We start from the raw sequence: 19,591 nt of genomic DNA, 5'->3' as shown, positions 1-19,591 counted from the left end.
AGTTTGAACTTAGACCTACTACATATTGAAATTCAGAAGTTTATAAATTCAAATTTAAAATCAGATATTTCTAGTTTACTGTTTAAGGGTATGCCCTTTGGACATTTAGATTCTAAGTTAATTATAGAACAAATTGAGTCTAAAAAACGTTCTGAAAACAAGTTACCAACTTGGTTTAATACTAAAAATATTTACTATCCAAATAAGCTAAATATAGAACAAACCTCATCTGAAATTACTGCAAAACACAAAGCTCATCTAACTTCAGGAAAATCGTTAATAGATCTTACTGGCGGATTCGGAATTGATGCCTATTATTTTTCAAAACAGATTGAAAATATTACATATTGCGAAATAAATGCTGAACTCTCAGAAATCGTAAAACAAAATTACAAAACTTTAAACTCTAATAATATTGAATGTTTGAATCAGAATGGCATTGATGCACTAAAGTGTATTGACCAACCATTCGATTGGATTTATATAGATCCATCAAGACGAGATGATGCCAAACAAAAAGTTTTCTTACTGTTCGATTGTACTCCTAACATTAAAACCTTTCAAGGCCTGTTTTTAAAGCATGCTAAAAACGTAATGATAAAGACGTCACCATTATTAGATTTATCAGCTACTTTAAAGGATTTAAAACATGTTAAAGACATACACATCGTAGCTTTAAATAATGAAGTTAAAGAATTGCTTTGGATTTTAGAGCGCGACTATCTTGGTGAGGTTTCTATTAAAACAACCAACCTTCAAAAGGAGGCTGCTCAAAATTTTAACTTTCAATATAATAATGAATCTGCATCAGTAGCAGAATATACTCAACCACTCACCTATTTGTACGAACCAAATTCAGTAGTTTTAAAAGCTGGCGCATTTAATTCGGTTAGTTCGGAATTAAACATATCAAAACTTCACAAACATTCTCATTTATATACTTCAGACCTTTTAGTTGACTTTCCAGGAAGACGGTTTAAAATTGAAAAACGACTGCCTTTCAACAAAAAAGCCTTTGCTAAAGAAAAGATTACAAAAGCAAATGTTACTACTCGTAATTTCACATTGTCAGTAGGTGATATTCGTAAGAAACTTAGGATTAAAGATGGTGGTAATATCTACTTATTTTTTACAACTGATTTGAATGATGAGAAAATTATCTTGGTGTGTTCTAAAACTTAAAAATCGAGGTTTCTGTAAAGGCATATGTAACCGTATCTTTTAGCTGAGCTCTAGTATTAAGACCTGTAAATAAACTAAAAGCTGGCAAAATAATTTGATTTGAAGCCACCTGATAACAAGGTAATTTTAGTCTTTGCCTTCCTTTTCCTTTAAGTAAAACACCAGGATGAGTATGTCCAGAAATCGTAAAATTTTCTTTATGAATTTCTAGATGCTCATGAACTAATAAAAAAGGGTCTATTTCTAATTCTATTTCAACTTGAATATTAAAATCTACCATCATCGTTTTTGAAAGTCGATCGTGATTTCCTTTAATCAGTATAATTTTCAAAAATTCAAACTTCAATAACCAATTTTTAAAGGTGGTCATATCCTCGTTAGCTTCTGCATGAAACAAATCACCAACAACGAATAAATATTTAGCTTTAAAGTGAAGAGTCAGAGCTTCTAGCCGTTCTAAATCCTTCTGAAGAATAGCATCTGGCATTGGGATGCCGTGTTTTTTAAAATGCCCAGTTTTTCCAATATGCAAATCTGATAAAATTAGAGCATTCTCTCGTTTCCAGTATATAGCACGCTGATTGGTTAAAACCAATTCTTCATTTCTGATTTTTATAAATTCTTCAGCAATATTCATCTAATCAATTTTAAAGGTTTGTGCTTTTATACGCTGAATACGCTTATCTAAATTTTCGTTACTCATAGTGCCACGCAAACTATCTACCTTAAGCGGAAAACTTAATGGTGTAAACGATTTTGCATGTTTAATAATAATCTTACTCTTAGAAATACGTTCAAAAGCAGCCTGTAATCGTACTTCTTCTAATTGCTGATTAAAAACTTCTGTATACGCTTGGCGAAGCAATAAATTATCTTGTTCGTAATCTTCTAAAACTCTAAATATAAGCCCAGATGACGACTGCAAGCTTTTGTTGCTTTTCCGAGTACCTGGTTGCGACTGAACAACCAAACCTGCAATAACAGCAATATCTCTGAACTTTCGTGATGCCATTTCTGACGCGTTTATACTCGCAACCACGTCATTCATTAAATTTTCTTTACTTAATAATTCGGTAATATTTGCTTCAGAAATCGGAATTGACTGATCGCTCAATAACTCAAAACCATAATCATTCATTGCTATAGTAAACGTAAGTGGTTTAAGCTTACTAATGCGATAAGCAATTAATGCTGAAAAGACCTCATGAACCAATCTCCCTTCAAAAGGATACATAAATACATGGTAACCGTCTTTAGTTTCAATTAACTCTATTAAGAATTCGTCTGCTTTTGGAATATGAGAATATTCAGCTTGTCTCGAAATCAAAGGATTTAGAAATCGTAACTCTTTTTCTAATCGTCCTGGCTCTAAAGCATCCGATAATTTCAATCTTAAAAAATGACTTAAATGTGAGGTTAACGGTAAGCGTCCTCCCATCCAACTTGGTGAAACCGCTTTTTTAGCTTTACTTTTTCTTACCAAAACAGTCATATCTTTAAGTTTTACCAACTCTAAGACACGACCAGCCAAAATAAAACTATCTCCAGGTTTTAATTTCGAAATAAAGAATTCTTCAATCATACCAATATAACCTCCTGATAAGAACTTTACCATTAAGTTGACTTCACTAACAATAGCACCAATATTCATACGATGCAGCATACTTATGCGCCTGCTTTTTACTTTATAAAGTCCATCCTCATCTAGTATAACTTTATGAAACTCTTCATAAGAATGCAATGTTTTCCCACCTTTGGTTATAAAATGCAAACACCATTGCCATTCATCTTCAGTTATATAACTAAAAGCATGTGTTTCTTGTATTTGTTGAAAAAACTTTTCCGAATCAAACCCTATCCCAACTGCGCAAGTCACCATAAATTGTACTAAAACATCAAACGTTAAAACCATTGGGTCTCTCGTTTCAATCTGGTTTTGTTTTACCGCTTCTTTTAAAGCAGCTACTTCTACCAATTCTAATAAATGAGTGGGAATAAAGTAAATCTTAGAACGCTCATAAGGAGAATGCCCACTGCGACCTGCGCGTTGCATAAAACGTGCTATGCCTTTAGCAGACCCTATTTGAATCACACAATCTACAGGTTTAAAATCGACACCTAAATCTAATGATGATGTACAAACCACAGCTTTTAAATAACCACTTGAAATGCTATCTTCAATCCAGTTTCTGAGTTCTTTGCTTATAGAGCCGTGATGTATGGCTAACAAACCTGCTAATTCTGGATTTGCATTTAAAAGTAACTGATACCATAATTCCGCTTGACCTCTTGTATTTGTGAATATTAAAGTTGTTGTGTTTGATTCGATAATTGGTAAAATTTTATCCACCATTTTACCACCTAGGTGTCCTGCCCAAGGCAGAACTTCTATTTCGTTTGGCAAAACCGAGATAATATCTATGTTCTTTTTATCCTTCGTCTTTATCTGCGTGACTTTTAAATTGGAATACGGTAACAAAACTGCTTTTGCTTCTTCTAAATTACCAATCGTAGCCGTTATTCCCCAAATCTGAAGTTTAGGTGAATACTGTCTCAACTGAGAAATTGCCAATTCGGTGAGTACACCTCTTTTATTCCCCAACAATTCATGCCACTCATCAATCGCTACACACTTTACTCCTTTAAAAAAACGCAAATTCTTTTTCATTGAAAACAAAAGATGCATAGTTTCTGGCGTCGTTAATAATACATCTGGCATTAAACGTTCTTGCTTACGACGAATATTTATTGGTGTATCGCCATTACGTACTTGTACCGACCAATCTAAACCAATCTCATCTACAGCTTGGGTCATTGCTTTAGCTAAATCTTTTGCTAAAGATCGTAATGGACTAATCCATAATAATTTTAAACCTTTTGGATACTTTTCTGGATGATTAAGGTAATCGATAACCACTCCAAGAAACACAGAAAATGTTTTACCAAAACCTGTAGGTGCAATCACCATACCGCTGTAACCATTACTATAACGCTGCCATGTTTGGGTTTGAAACGGAAAAGGTGTTTGTCCTTTTTCTGCCATCCAATTATTAATTAACTGTAAGCCAACACTGTCTCTAAAATTACTCAAGTTGCAGTTATTAATTGTTTAACGGTTTCTATAGTATCAATTTCTGAAGCAGGTTTGTCTTTTCTCCAACGTACTATTCTCGGAAAACGGAGGGCGACACCAGATTTATGTCTATTACTAAGCGCAATACCTTCAAAGGCAATTTCAAAAACCAATTCGGGTTTTACGGTTCGTACTGGTCCAAATTTTTCAATGGCATTTTTATTTACCCATTTAGATATTTCTGTAATTTCTTTATCTGTTAATCCGGAGTAAGCCTTTGCAACGGTTACCAATTTATCATCTTTTTTAACAGCAAAGGTGTAATCGGTATATTTAGAACTGCGACGACCACTACCCTTTTGAGCATATATCATAACCACATCAATAGTTAACGGGTCTACTTTCCATTTCCACCAATCTCCCTTTTTTCGACCTGTATGATACGGAGAGGCTTTTTGCTTTAGCATTAAACCTTCACTATTTAGCATTCTTGAATTGGCTCTGACATTGTATAGCTCTTCCCACTTTTCAAAATCTATAATGAAAGATAGCTTTAAATACTCTGGAAGCATAATTGAACCAAATAATTGCTCTAAAATTAAACGCCTTTCTTTCATAGTTTTCTCACGTACATCTTCATTATTAAATTCTAAAAGATCATATGCATAAAAGCCAACAGGTACTTCTTGTAGTAATTTCTTTGTTACATTTTTACGATTGAGACGTTTTTGTAAATCGTTGAATAATAAAATGGTGTTATCTTTCATAGCTAAAATTTCACCATCAATGACAAAATCATCTTTAAAATTAGACATCACCTCTACCAATTCTGGAAACTGTTGTGTGACCAATTCTTCTCCACGAGACCAGATATAAATTTCGCTATTCCGTTTAACAATTTGTCCACGAATTCCGTCCCATTTTTGCTCGACCATCCAATCTTTTGGTTCACCTAGTTCTAGTAATTCTTTTTCTAAAGCATACGCTAAAGAAAATGGATAAGGTTTAGAATTATCATAATTAATATGGGAGCCATTTATTAAATCCTCAAAAGAAATAGAATCAATATCCCAGTTACCAATAATACTATGCATTAATTGGTTGGCATGAATCCCAGTGAGTTTAGCAAGTGCATTTACTAATGTTTTCTTGGATACACCAATTCTAAAACTTCCGCCTATAAGTTTGTTAAAAATAAGACGCTCTTGCTGATGTAAGCCAGACCATGCATTAAGAACATAAGCTTTTTTCTCATCTTCTTCCTTTGGTTTTAAAGTCTTCAACTCAGCCATCCATTCACTTAAAGACCTATCTATTTGACATGATGGTTTTGGTGATAGTAATGCGAGTGTTTCACCCAAATCACCAACTGTGCTATAACTTTCTAAAAACAACCATTCTGGCAATTGGGTAATTTCCATACACCATTGTTTCATCAAAGTGGTTTTTACTGGTCGAGGTGGTCGTTTTCCTGTAAATAATGCGATTAACCAAAGTTTATCTTTTTCGGGAGCTGTTTTAAAATAATCAACCAATGCATCAATTTTAGCATTGGTTTTATTGGTGATTTCTATGGTGCTTATAAGTTCTGAAAACTGCTTCATTGTGCTACAACTTTTTCATATTCTTGTTCTGCTTTTGCCATAACTTCTTCACCATACTCTGTTTTTAGCTCGTCTGCTTTAATACCGATTTCATTTAAATATTTTGCAAATATGGCTTGCGAACCATGTGTTACATAGACTTGTTCTGCCTCGGAATCTTTAACTGCTGAAATTAAACCATTCCAATCGGCATGGTCGCTCACTGTAAAACCTGCATCTACAGCTTGCCAGCGTTTATTACCACGTATTTGCATCCAACCAGAACATATTGCAGTCGCTGCATTTGGAACACGTTTTAATAATCGTGAGCCTAAAAGGCCTGGTGGCATAATGATTATTTTATTTTGAAGTGCTTTCTTATCAAAATCATTGGTTAATAATGTTGTTTCTGGGAGTTGAATACCAGAATTTGAAATCGCTTCGTTTAAATTATGAATAGCACGATGTACATAAATATGGTCAGCTCCTTCTAAAAGCGACATTAAACGCTGAGCTTTTCCTAAAGAATAACCTAAAAATACAGAGGTTCGATTATTCGCTTGGTTATTAATTACCCATTGCTGTAATTCATTTTGAAGCTCTTTTTCTGATTTCCAATGGTAAATGGGTAATCCAAAGGTGCTTTCTGTAATAAACGTATTACACTTAACGGACTCAAAGGGTGTACTTATAAAATCGGGTTGTGTTTTATAATCACCAGAAAAAACGACCACAAAGCCTTTATGTTCTAATCGGATTTGAGCAGAACCGATAACATGACCTGCAGGATAAAAACTAACATTTACGCCATTGATATTTATTGGGTCATTATAGCCTAAACTTTCAATTTTTATATCTGCACCTATTCTGTGTTGTAAAATTGCTTTAGAATCGTGCTGACACAAATAATGTTTCATTCCCCATCTAGCGTGGTCTGCATGTCCATGAGAAATAACAGCATAATCAACAGGAAACCAGGGGTCTAAATAGAATTCACCTTGTGGACAGTAAATTCCTTTTTTAGTGAATTTTATGAGTTGCATTTTTATTTTTTTGAAGCTTGTACAAGCTATTAAAAAAGTAGAACTTTAATTAGTAAAATAACGTTAAATTTTAGTGCTTTTTAGAAAAACCCCTTTTGAAAAATCACCATATCACTTCCCCATAATTTCACTAAAAATGCAATATCAATTGGAAAAAAGGATGAAGAACCGTCTGAATTATATTTAATTGGGCATTCAATTCGATTTCCATCTACTATCTCACATTTATTTTTATTATTATCTGAAATAAATATGGCTTTTGAATCTAGCTTTTCATAAACTTTCTTTAAATCTATAATAGCGAATTTTATAAAACAAGAATCTCTATTAACTTTATTTTTAGCACTATCTATTATACCATAAGTAAAATAATGAGCTTTCATTTTATAATATTCAGACTCGCGACGATTTTCAATCTTATTTTCATCTCTACGATAACGAATCGTAAAATCTGAATAATTCTGATACTTTTCCTCTCTAAAACGCTCTTGAATGGTCATTATAGCATCGTCTTTCCTGAAAATATAGTCAATACCATCAGTCATGTCTATAAATTGAGCATAATCAGTTTTGAGTTTTACTTCTTTCCATTCAATCTTCTTATATATTAAAGGCAACGCAAGATTATTATGAACATAATTTGTAAAGGCTCTATCGTTTTTATATGTAGACATTATTTAATAAATTATTTTGCTATTATAAATTTAAGTAAAATCAGATTAACAACTAAAGTCTCCTATTAAAATAGAAAAATATGGTTGTAACCCTCTAAGATTAAACACTAAAGAATTTGATGATAAAAAACTCGAAAAAATTGTTGCGTTCTTTAATATGAAAACTTACATTTGCAACCGCATTTCAAGGAATGTTCTTTTAATTATTGGAGAGGTGCCAGAGTGGTAATGGAGCAGATTGCTAATCTGTCGACGGGTAACTGTCGCCAGGGTTCGAGTCCCTGTCTCTCCGCAATATTTTTATGATGACCAATTCGGGGTGTAGCGTAGCCCGGTTATCGCGCCACGTTTGGGACGTGGAGGCCGCAGGTTCGAATCCTGCCACCCCGACTTTAAGAGCTAAAACTCTTGAATGGTCGCATAGCTCAGTTGGATAGAGCACCTGCCTTCTAAGCAGGCGGTCCTAGGTTCGAATCCTAGTGCGATCACTTTTAAGCCCGTAAGTAGTTGATTTTCAACTATATATGGGCTTTTTTGTTTTCATTTGTACTACCATTGTTATACCATTCAATTTATTTTTTTGTTTTCACCTAAAAAAATAAATTATTGATAATAAGCAACTTACAATTTACGAGAAAATCAATTAACAAATATAAACACACCTATTTCACCATATTTATATATGTTTTTGGATATAATAAAATCCCGATTCAAACCGACCTAATTTCTAGTTGAAAATATTGAAGAAAATGACTGGAGTAAAGATGAAATTTTCATATTTATTTTTTGGGTTATTGGCACTTGTATTCTATTAGCATTTTCAAATTAAGAATGCAAAAAAACAACATTTGTTAATTACTTAGTTCTTAAAAGTATATAATCAGAAACCTTTCTTTATAACTTTGAGAGTATGAATCTTGACCTACTAAATACTCAGTGCAAAAAAGCTACAAAAAGCGCTTATGATGACTTTAAACACTTTATTGATAATCCATTATTTGAATTAAACGAAAATATTTATGACATTCATTTGAATGACATGAAGATGAAAGCAGGAACTAAGGTTTACAAATGGTATCTGGATAACCACAGTTACTCAGAAGCTCAATTTAGAATCGTAAATCAACTAAAAAATAAGTATATCTATATTGCAGAACGATACGCATATAGTTATAGCAAAAAACAGATGAAATGACTTTATACGAATTTAACCTACTCTCACTAGAAAACAAACAAGCAAAGGTTTGGGAAATAGGCACATTTTTAGACAACTGCGTTACAAAAGACGTTAAAATCAACTGCTATGCAATAGATAGGTTTTTTGTTGAAGTTGTTTATGATGCAGAACATAATACCGTAACGGACGTGACAGCTTTTAAGACTGGTAAGAACTTAGATAAATATTCAAGCCTTAATTTCTAAGATGAAAAGACCATTCAATAAAAGAGAGCAAATTACCATAGCTATATTGTTATCTATAATCATTTTCAACTTTATAATTATTGTTTGGAATATGAATGTATTAAAATTATAGTTTTATAATATAAAACCAATTTAAATGAAGAAATCAAAGGCTATTCACATATTAAAAAATCAAATTAAGAAGCTAGAAAATGAACAAAACTTAAACTATAGTTGGACATTAGAAACTAAAACATATATAGTAAAGTTTTTTGGTAAAGACTCACCTCAAGAATCTTATATAAAATATTTTGATTGGCAACCAACAATAGCTGATAGACCAATTGATAAGAGAGAGGGTATTAAAGCATTTGTTAACGACTGCATTAATACTATTGATAACATTGGAATCAAAAAAGATCCTAAACAGAATATTCTAAATAGGATCCCAGATTGGTCAATAATTCCAATCGTAACAGCTTTAGTTTTTATAGGTGGTGTCTTTGGAAGGTACAATAAGGATATCGCATACATTCGAATGGAAGAAAAAATAGAAATACTCAAAGATTCAATCTCTACTATATCTATATTTAAAAAAGCTTATAATCCCATACAAGTTAAAAAAAAATCAAATATTAAATAAATCTATTTTCAGTGTTTTTTATTTTTTTAGCCCTTTTGAACCTGTGACACGTTTTTATATAGAAGTAACAAATTCAATAATTGATATTATCAGTTTTAAAAAAATGAAGATACTTAGTATTAACTTTACTTAATTAACATCTAAACAAGTATTACATTTCATTAACTCAATTTAAGAATTGGTATAGTTTTTGAGCATTAAATAATAATAATCAAAAAATAAACGCTTTTAATTGTAATAAATTGAATAATTATGCGTCTTACTATTAGAAGATTTAATGGGATATTTCTATTTAGAACCATTATAAATAATAATATACTAAATAGAATATTCAGTAGTTGTTCTAAAAATTGAACTAAAATAAATACATTTGTTATAATTAACCAATGAAAGATCGCAAAAAGATGGCAACAATGTTTGAGAAATTGAAAGAATATTTTCTCTCCCATTCAGAAGAGGAAGTAAATGATTTATGGAAAGCAACATCAAAATTTGATTCCATAAACAGCCCAACAGTGGAAGAATTTTTAAGATTCTCTGGAAGTACCTTTAAAATAAAAAATCCTCCACCAGAAAATAATCAACAAAATTTTGTTAATATAATAGAAAGTCCGAAATTTACTTCGGACTTTTTATTTACAAAATATTCACTTATATAATTATGGAGAAAGCTAGTTTTTCAATTAAGCATTATTACTTTGATTTAGTTAAGATAGATTTAAAAAATTACTCAGATGGTGATTTAATGATTGATTTTAAACCAAAAGGTGTTTTTATAAAAGATGAATCAAAATTTGAATTGACATTTACTTTTTATGCTATGTCAAATTCTAATAAAGGAAAGAACTTCATTAAAATACGCTGTATAGGTGAGTTCATATTCGAAAATGCTAAAACAATAGAAGATATTCCAACATATTTTTATCGTAATAGTATTGCACTACTATTTCCTTATTTAAGAGCTTATGTAAGTTTGGTAACTAATCAAGCTAATATTCCACCACTAATTTTACCAACGATGAATTTAGTTTCATTAGAAGAACCTCTTAAGAATAATACAAAAGAAATATAAAAGTATCTCTTTTGATTAACACTATAATATACCAAACTCTAGCAGATAGAGATAATCCGGATTTTGTGGAAAGTAATGGACCATTCAAATGTACCCATACTAATTCATGGCTTGGTAGTGGCTATTACTTTTGGGACACATTTATAGAAAATGCTAAATGGTGGGGTGAAGTTAGCTTGGCAGATAACTATATGATTTGTAAAGCAACAATAGAATTAAATGATACAAATTGTTTTGATTTAGTTGGAAATACAGCTCATATGCTAGAGTTTGAAGCTGCGCTAAAGCTAATGGAGGAAAATGGATTAATTAATGAAACGACTACAGTTTCTAGAGTTTTAGAATTTATTATAAAATCTGGTTCATTTACATATAATGCTATCAGAATAAATCCAATTAATTCAAAATCTGTTCATATTCAACCAAATTATCAAATGAGCTTCCTTTCAAATACAAAAGCACATTTCGAGTATAAACCTCCTATTCAAATTTGTATTTTTGAGTTATCTAAAGTTACATTCAAAGATTATAAAGTAATATACCCAACATATTACGACAATGATATTGTTATTTGATTTTGATTTTTTTATTGAACTAAACCCTTAAAAATTGATATTTTAATATTGGCTATTTCAAAAGTTAATTAATTAAATATATATCACAAATTTGTTATACCATTGTTATACAATTAGTATATCTATATCACTAAATCTCACTAGCAATATGTATGATTTACACCAAAAAACAAATAAATATGACGTTTTTAGTGTAAATAGGTCGGTTTTTTAGTGATATATCGAATTCTAGTGCGATCACAAAAAGCCTTAACATTTATGTTAAGGCTTTTTTGTTGATTAAATACAGTGAGAATTCTTATTCTGGATACTCTATTCTTAAATGATAGATATTAGCTAACTTATGTTTTAATACCTTTTTAATAGATTGAATTTCTTTAAACGTAATATCAGCATTAAGAAACTGCCCATTTTCCATTTGTTTATTTATAATATTTTCCACAAACTCATTAATCTTTGTAGTTGTAGGCTCCTTTAAACTCTTAGATGCTGCCTCTACACTATCGCACATCATCAATATCGCTGTTTCTTTGCTAAATGGTTTCGGTCCAGGATACATAAAATCTTCAATATTTGCATTCTCATCTTCAGCCTTCTCTTTCATGTAGAAATAATAGACCAAACTAGTCCCATGGTGTGTTCTTATAAAATCTGTGACACGATCAGGTAAATTATTCTTTTTAGCGATTTCAATACCATTTAATGTGTGGCCAATAATAATTTTAGCGCTTTCTTTACTCGACAACTCATCGTGTGGATTAATACCTGTACTCTGATTTTCGGTGAAATATGTTGGATTGGTCATCTTACCAATGTCGTGATATAACGCACCTACTCTTATTAACATTGCGTTAGCACCTATTTCATTTGCAGATGCTTCGGCTAGATTTGCCACATTTAGTGAATGATGAAAAGTACCAGGAGCTCGGTTAGATAACTCTTTAAGTAATTTAGAGTTAGTATCAGAAAGTTCTAATAACGACACATCTGATACTAGACCAAATATCTTTTCATAAATATAAATTAATGGTTGTACGAAAAGCGTGGCTAAACCACAAAGAATAAACAAGCCAAAGGTTTCCCATTTCAACCCTGTTAATTGCCCTTCATGAATAACAAAGAAAGCAAAATAAGCTATGATATAAATAAAAGTTATTTGACCTACAGATATAAATAGATTCGCTCTTTTATATAATTCGGAAACTGTAAGTATAGTCACAATTCCTGCAATAATCTGGAGAAACATATATTCATAGCTATTAGGCACGATAAACCCTAGTAAGAGCACGGTTAATACATGAGCAAAAAGTCCTAACCTAGCATCGAAAAAAGCCTTTAGAACCAGTGGTAAAATACATAACGGTACCACATAAATATATTGCGAATTATAGTTTATAACCAATGTGGTTAAAAATATCATTAGAGCAATGTTGAAAAAGATAAAGGTTACTTTCGTATTGTTAAGAAAGACCTCAATTCTATATTTTCTTAGGAATAACAATAACATTAAAAGAGCTAAAGCTACAAGTAAGGTGTATGCTACAAGTACCCAATTATAATTGGCAGTATTCCATACTTGAGACTCATACTCTGACTTAAGAGAATTTAAAATAGTATACTCTTCGTCACCAACAATTTGCCCTTTAGAAATAATTAATTGCCCCTTTTCTATACTTCCACGTGTTTGTGATACTTGGGAAAGCTGCTCTTCTAGTGATTTTTGCGTTAAGCCTTGATTAATAGTGATATTCGATTTAACAATATCAAAAAACAAGGATATCATTCTATTTCTATTATCAGTTGAAACAGAAACACTGAAATAATCTTCTAATAAAGGCCTTAACTGATTAATCTCAACAAAATCTCCGTATTCCAATTGCTTCTGAATGGTGTTTAAGGATACCAAAATGACTTGTCGATTGACAGAATAATTGTAATCTGAGTCCAAAACTCCATTGTTATAAAGTTCATCTAAAAAAGACTTCCCTTTTTCATAGAGTATTAAGTTTTGCGGCCCTGAACCCAATGTGTCCTTAAAGGCTTGGTTAAAGCGTTTAAGATATTCAGATTTTAACTGTTCATTTATTTTAAGGTTAATTTCAAAATAAATAGATGAGTTATTTTCTATTTCTAGTTGTTCCTCTTTAAGTTCATCTACTGACTTTTTAATAGCAAAATCAAAGGGCGCATATAAAATTTCAGATTGCCAAGGCTTTCCATTTTCAAACGAAAACCTAAACTTTCCTGTCTTAGGAAATAAATAAACAATAAAAAGCGTGGTTGCTATAAACAGAAGTATTTTATATACTAGTGCATGATTCTTATACCATTTATTTAAAAGATTATTCATATACAATCAAATGTAATAAATATTAAAATTTTAGAGCCCTATAATGTATAATTCATTCCTAAATCTATCAAAAATTGATTAAATTCGTCCCAACTAATTTCAAATTTTATAGTAATGAATAAGGAGGTTGTAATCGTATCAGCTGTAAGAACACCTATAGGAAGTTTTTTAGGTGCTTTATCGTCAATACCAGCCCCAAGGCTTGGTGCAGCAGCAATTAAAGGTGCTTTAGATAAAATAAACTTGAAGCCCGAATTGATAGATGAAGTATTGATGGGTAATGTCGTACAAGCAGGTACTGGTCAGGCTCCAGCAAGGCAAGCAGCAATATTTGCTGGTATACCTGACACCGTTCCTTGTACTACAATAAATAAAGTGTGTGCCTCTGGTATGAAAGCCATTATGCAAGCTGCTCAAAGTATTAAACTTGGAGACGCAGAGATTGTTGTTGCGGGTGGAATGGAAAACATGAGCGCTATTCCTCACTATTATCATGCAAGAAGCGGAACTAAATTTGGCCCTGCTACGCTTGAAGATGGTATGCAGAAAGACGGACTTGTTGATGCTTATAATAAAAATGCGATGGGTGTTTCAGCAGACACGTGCGCTACCGAATATAAATTTTCTAGAGAAGACCAAGATAAATTTGCTATTCAATCTTACGAACGTTCAAAAGCAGCATGGGATTCTGGCAAATATGATAACGAAGTTATTCCTATCGAAGTACCTCAGCGCCGTGGTGATGCTATTGTTGTAGATAGAGATGAAGAATACACAAATGTAAAGATGGAAAAAATTCCAGCTTTACGTGCTGCATTTACAAAAGATGGTACCGTAACAGCTGCAAATGCTTCTACAATAAATGATGGTGCTGCTGCTATGGTTTTAATGAGTAGAGAAAAAGCTAATGAACTAGGACTAACCCCTATTGCAATTATAAAAGGTTACGCAGATGCTGCGCAAGAGCCAAAATGGTTTACAACTGCACCGGCAAAAGCCTTACCTAAAGCACTAGCTAAATCTAATATAGATATTAATGATGTTGATTATTTTGAATTTAACGAAGCATTCTCTGTCGTTGGATTAGCAAATATGAAAATTTTAGGATTGAATGATAGTAATGTTAATGTAAACGGAGGTGCTGTTTCATTAGGTCATCCTTTGGGTTGCTCTGGTGCAAGAATAGTGGTAACTCTTATTAATGTGCTGCATCAAAATAATGCTAAAATAGGTGCTGCTGCAATATGTAATGGCGGTGGTGGTGCTTCTGCAATTATAATAGAACGCGCTTAAACACAATTTATGCAATACGGCATTTGCAATTTAGGAATTGTACCTATACGATTAGAGCCTAGCGATACCAGTGAAATGGTAACGCAAGCTTTGTACGGAGATAATTTTAAAGTTTTAGAGCAGCGAAAAAAATGGAGCCGTATTCGTTTTGATTTTGATAATTACGAAGGATGGATAGATAACAAGCAATATCTAGAAATTGATGAATTTAATTATACTGAAATATCAAAGTGTGAAATTAAATTGTCTTCAGATTTAATTGAATTTGTTTCAGATACTTCAAATAATTTATACCCAATTCCAATTGGCTCCAATTTAAACGGGATAGAACTATTAAATCATACTTTTGAGGGAAATATTATTTCTCAGAAAAACAAGAAACCTCAAGTCATTGATACATCTTTTTTATTCCTAAACTCCCCTTATTTGTGGGGAGGAAAAACACCTTTTGGTATTGACTGTTCTGGTTTTACTCAAATGGTATATAAATTGAATGGTTATAAATTACTTAGAGACGCATCTCAACAAGCTAGCCAAGGAGAAGCTTTAAGCTTTATAGAAGAAAGTGAACCAGGTGATTTAGCGTTTTTTGATAATGCAGAAGGGAATATTATACACGTAGGAATTATTATGGAAGATAATTATATTATACATGCACATGGTAAAGTACGAATAGATCGATTAGACCATAGTGGCATTTATAATACTGATAAGAATATTCATACTCACAAACTCCGAGTAATTAAAAAAATCATATAAAAAAAGCGACTTAATATTAAGTCGCTTTTTTTATATAAGTAATATACTACTAGTTATTACCACTTTCAGCAGCTTCAATCTCTTCAACTTTAGCCTTCATTTCTTTATACTTTTCAGTTTCACCAATAGCACTATAAATATTCATCAACGTTTTAGCTGCATTTATATTTGCACTTCTTAGCTCCAAAGATTTCGTTAAATATGGTATAGCCGTTTGATATAATTGAGCACGTTTCTCTTTTAGCTCATCATATTTTTTATTATCAGCAGAGCTATTCCCTAAACCATTCATTTCTTCTACAATTCCAGCTTCTCCTTCTAATATAACTACAGCTAAATTATTATAAGCATCCGTATAACTAGGATTAATAGCAATAGCTTTCTCATAATATTTTATAGACTCTTCCGCATTACCACCATCAGCCGCAAGCACACCTAAGTTATACTGTAACTCAGCATTGTCTGGGTCTTTTTCTGTAGCTTCTTCCATTAAGCTTTTAAACTTTTCGCGATTACCCATTTTAAGATATACATTAGCCTCTGATAATAATAATCCTAAATCATCTGGGTTTTCTGCTCTTGCATCTGCCATTGCACCTAAAGCTTTTTCATTTTTATCCTGAGACACATAAATTAAAGCAATATTTTTTACAATTTCTGATGTTTTAGAATCTCCTCTTTTGTCCTGTGGATTGTTATGAGTTTTAGCAATTTTAACAGTTAAGTCTCTTTCAGATTTATTTGCAAATGGTTCTTCTTCACCATTCTCCTTATTTGTAGCGTAATATTCCATTGAAGCACCAGTATATCCCATGTTTTTTAGCTTTAAATAATAATCTAAAGCATTATCAAAATCCTTACCATTTACCGCAGATGAAGCAGCGTAATAAAGATATATAGTATCTTGTGGTGACATTTTATATACTTTTTCAAAACGTTGTGCTGCTGCTTTAAAATTCTTATTACTAATAGCATTATTAGCCTTAGTTAAGAAAGATTTAGTCATCCTCAACTTCATTGCATTGGCTTGATCAGTGTACTTCAATTTACCCATTGAAGATTCTAAGTCCTTTAGCTTATCTAAAGTCGTAATAGCCTCGTCAATACTCGCATCTGTACCAGCTCCGTTAGCATACAGCGCCTGTGATTTTAGGTAATAAAACTTAGATTTTGTTTTATCATCCATACTGCCTATTAAGGCATCGGCTGTAGAAACTGCTGATTTTGCATCAGCAAAATTTGAATTTTTAAGTGCTTTCTCGATTGCTTTCACTTCGCTCTTCTGTGCAAAAGAGATTGACGAAAGAATCAAGAGTAACACTAATGTTATTAATTTTTTCATATTGTAATAAATATTTTATTGTTAATTTTAGTTCTCAGTTTCATTATTATCAATAGCTGTGCCATCATCATTAGAATCTTGGTTATCAGCAACTTCAGAATCTATATCTTCAGCATCCTCTTCGTCATCTTTCATAACTTTTGCAACTGCAGCAATAGAATCACTACCTTTTAAGTTAATAAGTTTAACACCCTGAGTTGCTCTTCCCATAACTCGTAAATCTGCTACTGCCATGCGAATTGCAATTCCAGATTTATTGATAATCATTAAATCATCTTCGTCTGTTACATTCTTAATAGACACTAAATTACCTGTTTTTTCTGTGATAGAAATGGTTTTTACACCTTTCCCGCCTCTATTGGTAATTCTGTAATCTTCTAAACTTGAACGTTTTCCGTAGCCATTTTCTGAAACCACAAGAATATTACTTTCCATATCATCAACAGCAATCATGCCTATAACTTCATCAGTTTTTTCATCTTGAAGACGAATACCACGAACTCCAGAAGCATTTCTACCCATTGGTCTAGTCTTAGCTTCTTCAAAGCGAATCGCTTTACCAGATTTTAATGCCAGCATCACTTGACTTTCACCTGTAGTTAATTTAGCCTCTAATAAAACATCGTCTTCCTTAATAGTAATAGCATTAATCCCGTTAGATCTTGGTCTAGAGTATTGCTCTAAAGATGTTTTCTTAACCTGACCTTTTTTGGTTGCCATTATTACATAATGACTATTAATATACTCTTCGTCTTTTAAATCTTGAGTACAAATAAAGGCCATCACTTTGTCATCTTGCTCTATATTTATTAGATTCTGTATTGCTCTTCCTTTAGACGTTTTTGATCCTTCAGGGATTTCGTAAACACGCATCCAAAAACATTTTCCTTTTTGGGTAAAGAATAACATATATTGGTGGTTAGTACCAACAAATAAATGCTCTAAGAAATCTTCATTACGTGTCGTTGATGCTTTTTGTCCAACTCCACCTCTGTGCTGAGTTTTGTACTCAGTAAGTGATGTACGCTTAATATATCCAGCATGCGAAATTGTTATTACAACTTTCTCGTCTGGTATCATATCTTCAATACTCAAGTCACCACCTGCATATTCTATAACTGAACGACGCTCATCTCCATACTTATCTCTAACAACTTCTAACTCACCTTTAATAATATCCATACGACGTTCTTTGTTGTCAAGGATGTCTTTAAGATCTATAATTGTCTTCATGATGCCGTCATATTCAGAACGTAATTTGTCTTGCTCTAAACCTGTTAACTGACGTAAACGCATCTCAACAATGGCTTTAGCCTGTATTTCTGAGAGTTTAAATCGCTCAATTAAATTATTTCGAGCCTCGTCTGCATTGGATGATGCACGAATAATCTTAATCACTTCATCAATATTATCCGAAGCAATTATTAAACCTTCTAAGATATGCGCACGTTCTTCCGCTTTGCGCAATTCATAAGTAGTTCGTCTTACAACAACCTCATGTCTGTGTTCAACGAAATAATGAATTAACTCCTTTAAGTTTAATAGTTGTGGGCGACCATTAACAAGTGCTATATTATTTACACTAAAAGATGACTGTAATGCTGTATACTTGTATAACTTATTAAGTACAATATTAGGAATAGCATCACGTTTTAAAATGTAAACGATACGCATTCCGTTTCTATCAGATTCATCTCTAATGGTAGAAATACCCTCCAATTTTTTATCATTAATAATATCAGCAGTCTTTTTAATCATGTCTGCCTTATTGACTTGGTAAGGAATCTCGGTAACTATAATACATTCTCTACCTTGTACTTCTTCGATAATAGCGTTACCACGCATTACAATTCGTCCACGACCTGTGTGAAATGCTTCTTTTACACCATCATAACCATAAATGGTTCCACCTGTTGGAAAATCGGGTGCTTTAACGTGTTGTATTAATTCATCGATTTCAATATCGTTATTCTCAATATATGCTATTGTACCATTTACAACTTCTGTTAAGTTGTGTGGTGGCATATTAGTTGCCATACCTACAGCAATACCAGATGCTCCATTTACTAAAAGCCCTGGGATACGAGTTGGTAAAACCGTTGGCTCTTGAAGAGTATCATCAAAATTTAATTTATGATCTACAGTCTCCTTGTCAATATCTGCTAGCATGTCTTCAGATATCTTACGCATACGCGCTTCTGTATAACGCATTGCGGCCGGACTATCACCATCTACTGAACCAAAGTTACCTTGCCCATCAACCAACATGTAACGCAAACTCCATTCTTGAGCCATACGAACCATAGCATCATAAACAGATGTATCTCCATGTGGGTGATATTTACCTAAAACTTCACCGACTATTCTTGCTGATTTTTTATGTGCACCACTTGCTCTAATGCCTAGCTCGTGCATACCATAAAGTACACGTCTATGAACTGGCTTTAAACCATCTCTTACATCTGGTAAAGCACGTGACACAATGACCGACATTGAATAATCAATGTAAGCCGATTTCATTTCATCTTCAATGTTAATTGGAATGAGTTTTTCTCCTTCTGCCATATATAAATTAATTAGTTTTTTTGTAGGTTTTCATAA

17 protein-coding genes and 3 tRNA genes are annotated in these 19,591 nt (G+C 32.4%); 12 read left to right on the top strand and 8 right to left on the bottom strand.

The window, feature by feature from the left end:
• Positions 1-3: 3 nt before the first annotated feature.
• Entirely contained in the window at positions 4-1,182 is a 1,179-nt protein-coding gene (locus tag B2U95_RS11875) for a class I SAM-dependent methyltransferase (protein ID WP_296316748.1), read from the top strand.
• Here the strand turns inward: B2U95_RS11875 and pdeM are convergent.
• From pdeM to B2U95_RS11850, 5 genes are all read right to left on the bottom strand, one after another.
• Positions 1,172-1,819 carry a ligase-associated DNA damage response endonuclease PdeM gene (gene pdeM / locus B2U95_RS11870; RefSeq protein ID WP_296316747.1) on the bottom strand — a complete coding sequence of 216 codons (648 nt, stop codon included), beginning with the start codon at positions 1,817-1,819 and terminating at the stop codon, positions 1,172-1,174. The genes B2U95_RS11875 and pdeM overlap by 11 nt on opposite strands.
• The gene (locus tag B2U95_RS11865) at positions 1,820-4,273 is read right to left on the bottom strand and encodes a ligase-associated DNA damage response DEXH box helicase (protein ID WP_296316746.1); all 2,454 of its coding nucleotides are present in this window, start codon (positions 4,271-4,273) and stop codon (positions 1,820-1,822) included.
• A complete protein-coding gene (locus B2U95_RS11860) occupies positions 4,270-5,859 on the bottom strand; it encodes an ATP-dependent DNA ligase (protein ID WP_296316745.1) in 1,590 nt (529 codons plus the stop codon). Before B2U95_RS11860 ends, B2U95_RS11865 begins: the two co-directional genes overlap by 4 nt.
• A complete protein-coding gene (locus B2U95_RS11855; protein WP_296316742.1) occupies positions 5,856-6,881 on the bottom strand; it encodes a ligase-associated DNA damage response exonuclease in 1,026 nt (341 codons plus the stop codon). The genes B2U95_RS11860 and B2U95_RS11855 overlap by 4 nt, the downstream gene beginning before the upstream one ends.
• An 80-nt stretch (positions 6,882-6,961) precedes the next feature.
• Entirely contained in the window at positions 6,962-7,555 is a 594-nt protein-coding gene (locus B2U95_RS11850) for a hypothetical protein (RefSeq protein WP_296316740.1), read from the bottom strand.
• Positions 7,556-7,763: 208 nt separating this feature from the next.
• Between B2U95_RS11850 and B2U95_RS11845 the strand changes: the two genes are divergently transcribed.
• From B2U95_RS11845 to B2U95_RS11805, 9 genes are all read left to right on the top strand, one after another.
• Positions 7,764-7,847, top strand: a tRNA-Ser gene (locus B2U95_RS11845).
• Between the two features lie 23 nt (positions 7,848-7,870).
• Positions 7,871-7,945 (top strand) — tRNA-Pro (locus B2U95_RS11840).
• A 24-nt stretch (positions 7,946-7,969) separates the two neighbouring features.
• Positions 7,970-8,043, top strand: a tRNA-Arg gene (locus B2U95_RS11835).
• A gap of 422 nt (positions 8,044-8,465) precedes the next feature.
• Positions 8,466-8,750, top strand: coding sequence for a hypothetical protein (locus B2U95_RS11830; RefSeq protein WP_296316737.1), 285 nt, complete (start codon positions 8,466-8,468; stop codon positions 8,748-8,750).
• Positions 8,747-8,977, top strand: coding sequence for a hypothetical protein (locus B2U95_RS11825; protein ID WP_296316735.1), 231 nt, complete (start codon positions 8,747-8,749; stop codon positions 8,975-8,977). Before B2U95_RS11830 ends, B2U95_RS11825 begins: the two co-directional genes overlap by 4 nt.
• A 136-nt stretch (positions 8,978-9,113) precedes the next feature.
• The gene (locus B2U95_RS11820; RefSeq protein ID WP_296316732.1) at positions 9,114-9,599 is read left to right on the top strand and encodes a hypothetical protein; all 486 of its coding nucleotides are present in this window, start codon (positions 9,114-9,116) and stop codon (positions 9,597-9,599) included.
• 386 nt (positions 9,600-9,985) lie between these two features.
• Positions 9,986-10,258: a hypothetical protein gene (locus tag B2U95_RS11815; RefSeq protein ID WP_296316730.1), complete on the top strand. Its 273-nt coding sequence runs from the start codon at positions 9,986-9,988 to the stop codon at positions 10,256-10,258.
• A gap of 2 nt (positions 10,259-10,260) precedes the next feature.
• On the top strand, positions 10,261-10,671 hold the full coding sequence (locus tag B2U95_RS11810) for a protein-export chaperone SecB (RefSeq protein WP_296316728.1): 411 nt from the start codon (positions 10,261-10,263) through the stop codon (positions 10,669-10,671).
• Between the two features lie 11 nt (positions 10,672-10,682).
• Positions 10,683-11,246 (top strand): hypothetical protein, encoded by a 564-nt coding sequence (locus B2U95_RS11805; protein WP_296316726.1) that lies wholly within the window; start codon positions 10,683-10,685, stop codon positions 11,244-11,246.
• 298 nt (positions 11,247-11,544) lie between these two features.
• Here the strand turns inward: B2U95_RS11805 and B2U95_RS11800 are convergent, their stop codons facing one another.
• Positions 11,545-13,596, bottom strand: a complete 2,052-nt coding sequence (locus B2U95_RS11800; protein WP_296316723.1) for an HD family phosphohydrolase — start codon at positions 13,594-13,596, stop codon at positions 11,545-11,547.
• 114 nt (positions 13,597-13,710) lie between these two features.
• On the opposite strand from B2U95_RS11800, the gene B2U95_RS11795 reads away from it, so the two are divergent.
• Positions 13,711-14,889, top strand: a complete 1,179-nt coding sequence (locus B2U95_RS11795; RefSeq protein ID WP_296316720.1) for an acetyl-CoA C-acyltransferase — start codon at positions 13,711-13,713, stop codon at positions 14,887-14,889.
• Between the two features lie 9 nt (positions 14,890-14,898).
• Positions 14,899-15,648, top strand: a complete 750-nt coding sequence (locus tag B2U95_RS11790; protein WP_296316718.1) for a C40 family peptidase — start codon at positions 14,899-14,901, stop codon at positions 15,646-15,648.
• Positions 15,649-15,697: 49 nt separating this feature from the next.
• On the opposite strand, the gene B2U95_RS11785 is transcribed toward B2U95_RS11790, so the two are convergent.
• Together B2U95_RS11785 and gyrA are read right to left on the bottom strand one after the other, a co-directional pair.
• On the bottom strand, positions 15,698-16,990 hold the full coding sequence (locus B2U95_RS11785; RefSeq protein WP_296316716.1) for a tetratricopeptide repeat protein: 1,293 nt from the start codon (positions 16,988-16,990) through the stop codon (positions 15,698-15,700).
• A 27-nt stretch (positions 16,991-17,017) separates the two neighbouring features.
• Entirely contained in the window at positions 17,018-19,555 is a 2,538-nt protein-coding gene (gene gyrA, locus B2U95_RS11780) for a DNA gyrase subunit A (protein WP_296316714.1), read from the bottom strand.
• Positions 19,556-19,591 lie beyond the last annotated feature (36 nt).

Source organism: Winogradskyella sp. UBA3174, from assembly GCF_002364335.1.
Classification (GTDB): Bacteria; Bacteroidota; Bacteroidia; order Flavobacteriales; family Flavobacteriaceae; genus Winogradskyella.
Note: the sequence above shows the minus strand (reverse complement) of the source record. Positions and strands in the feature narration are given on the sequence as shown.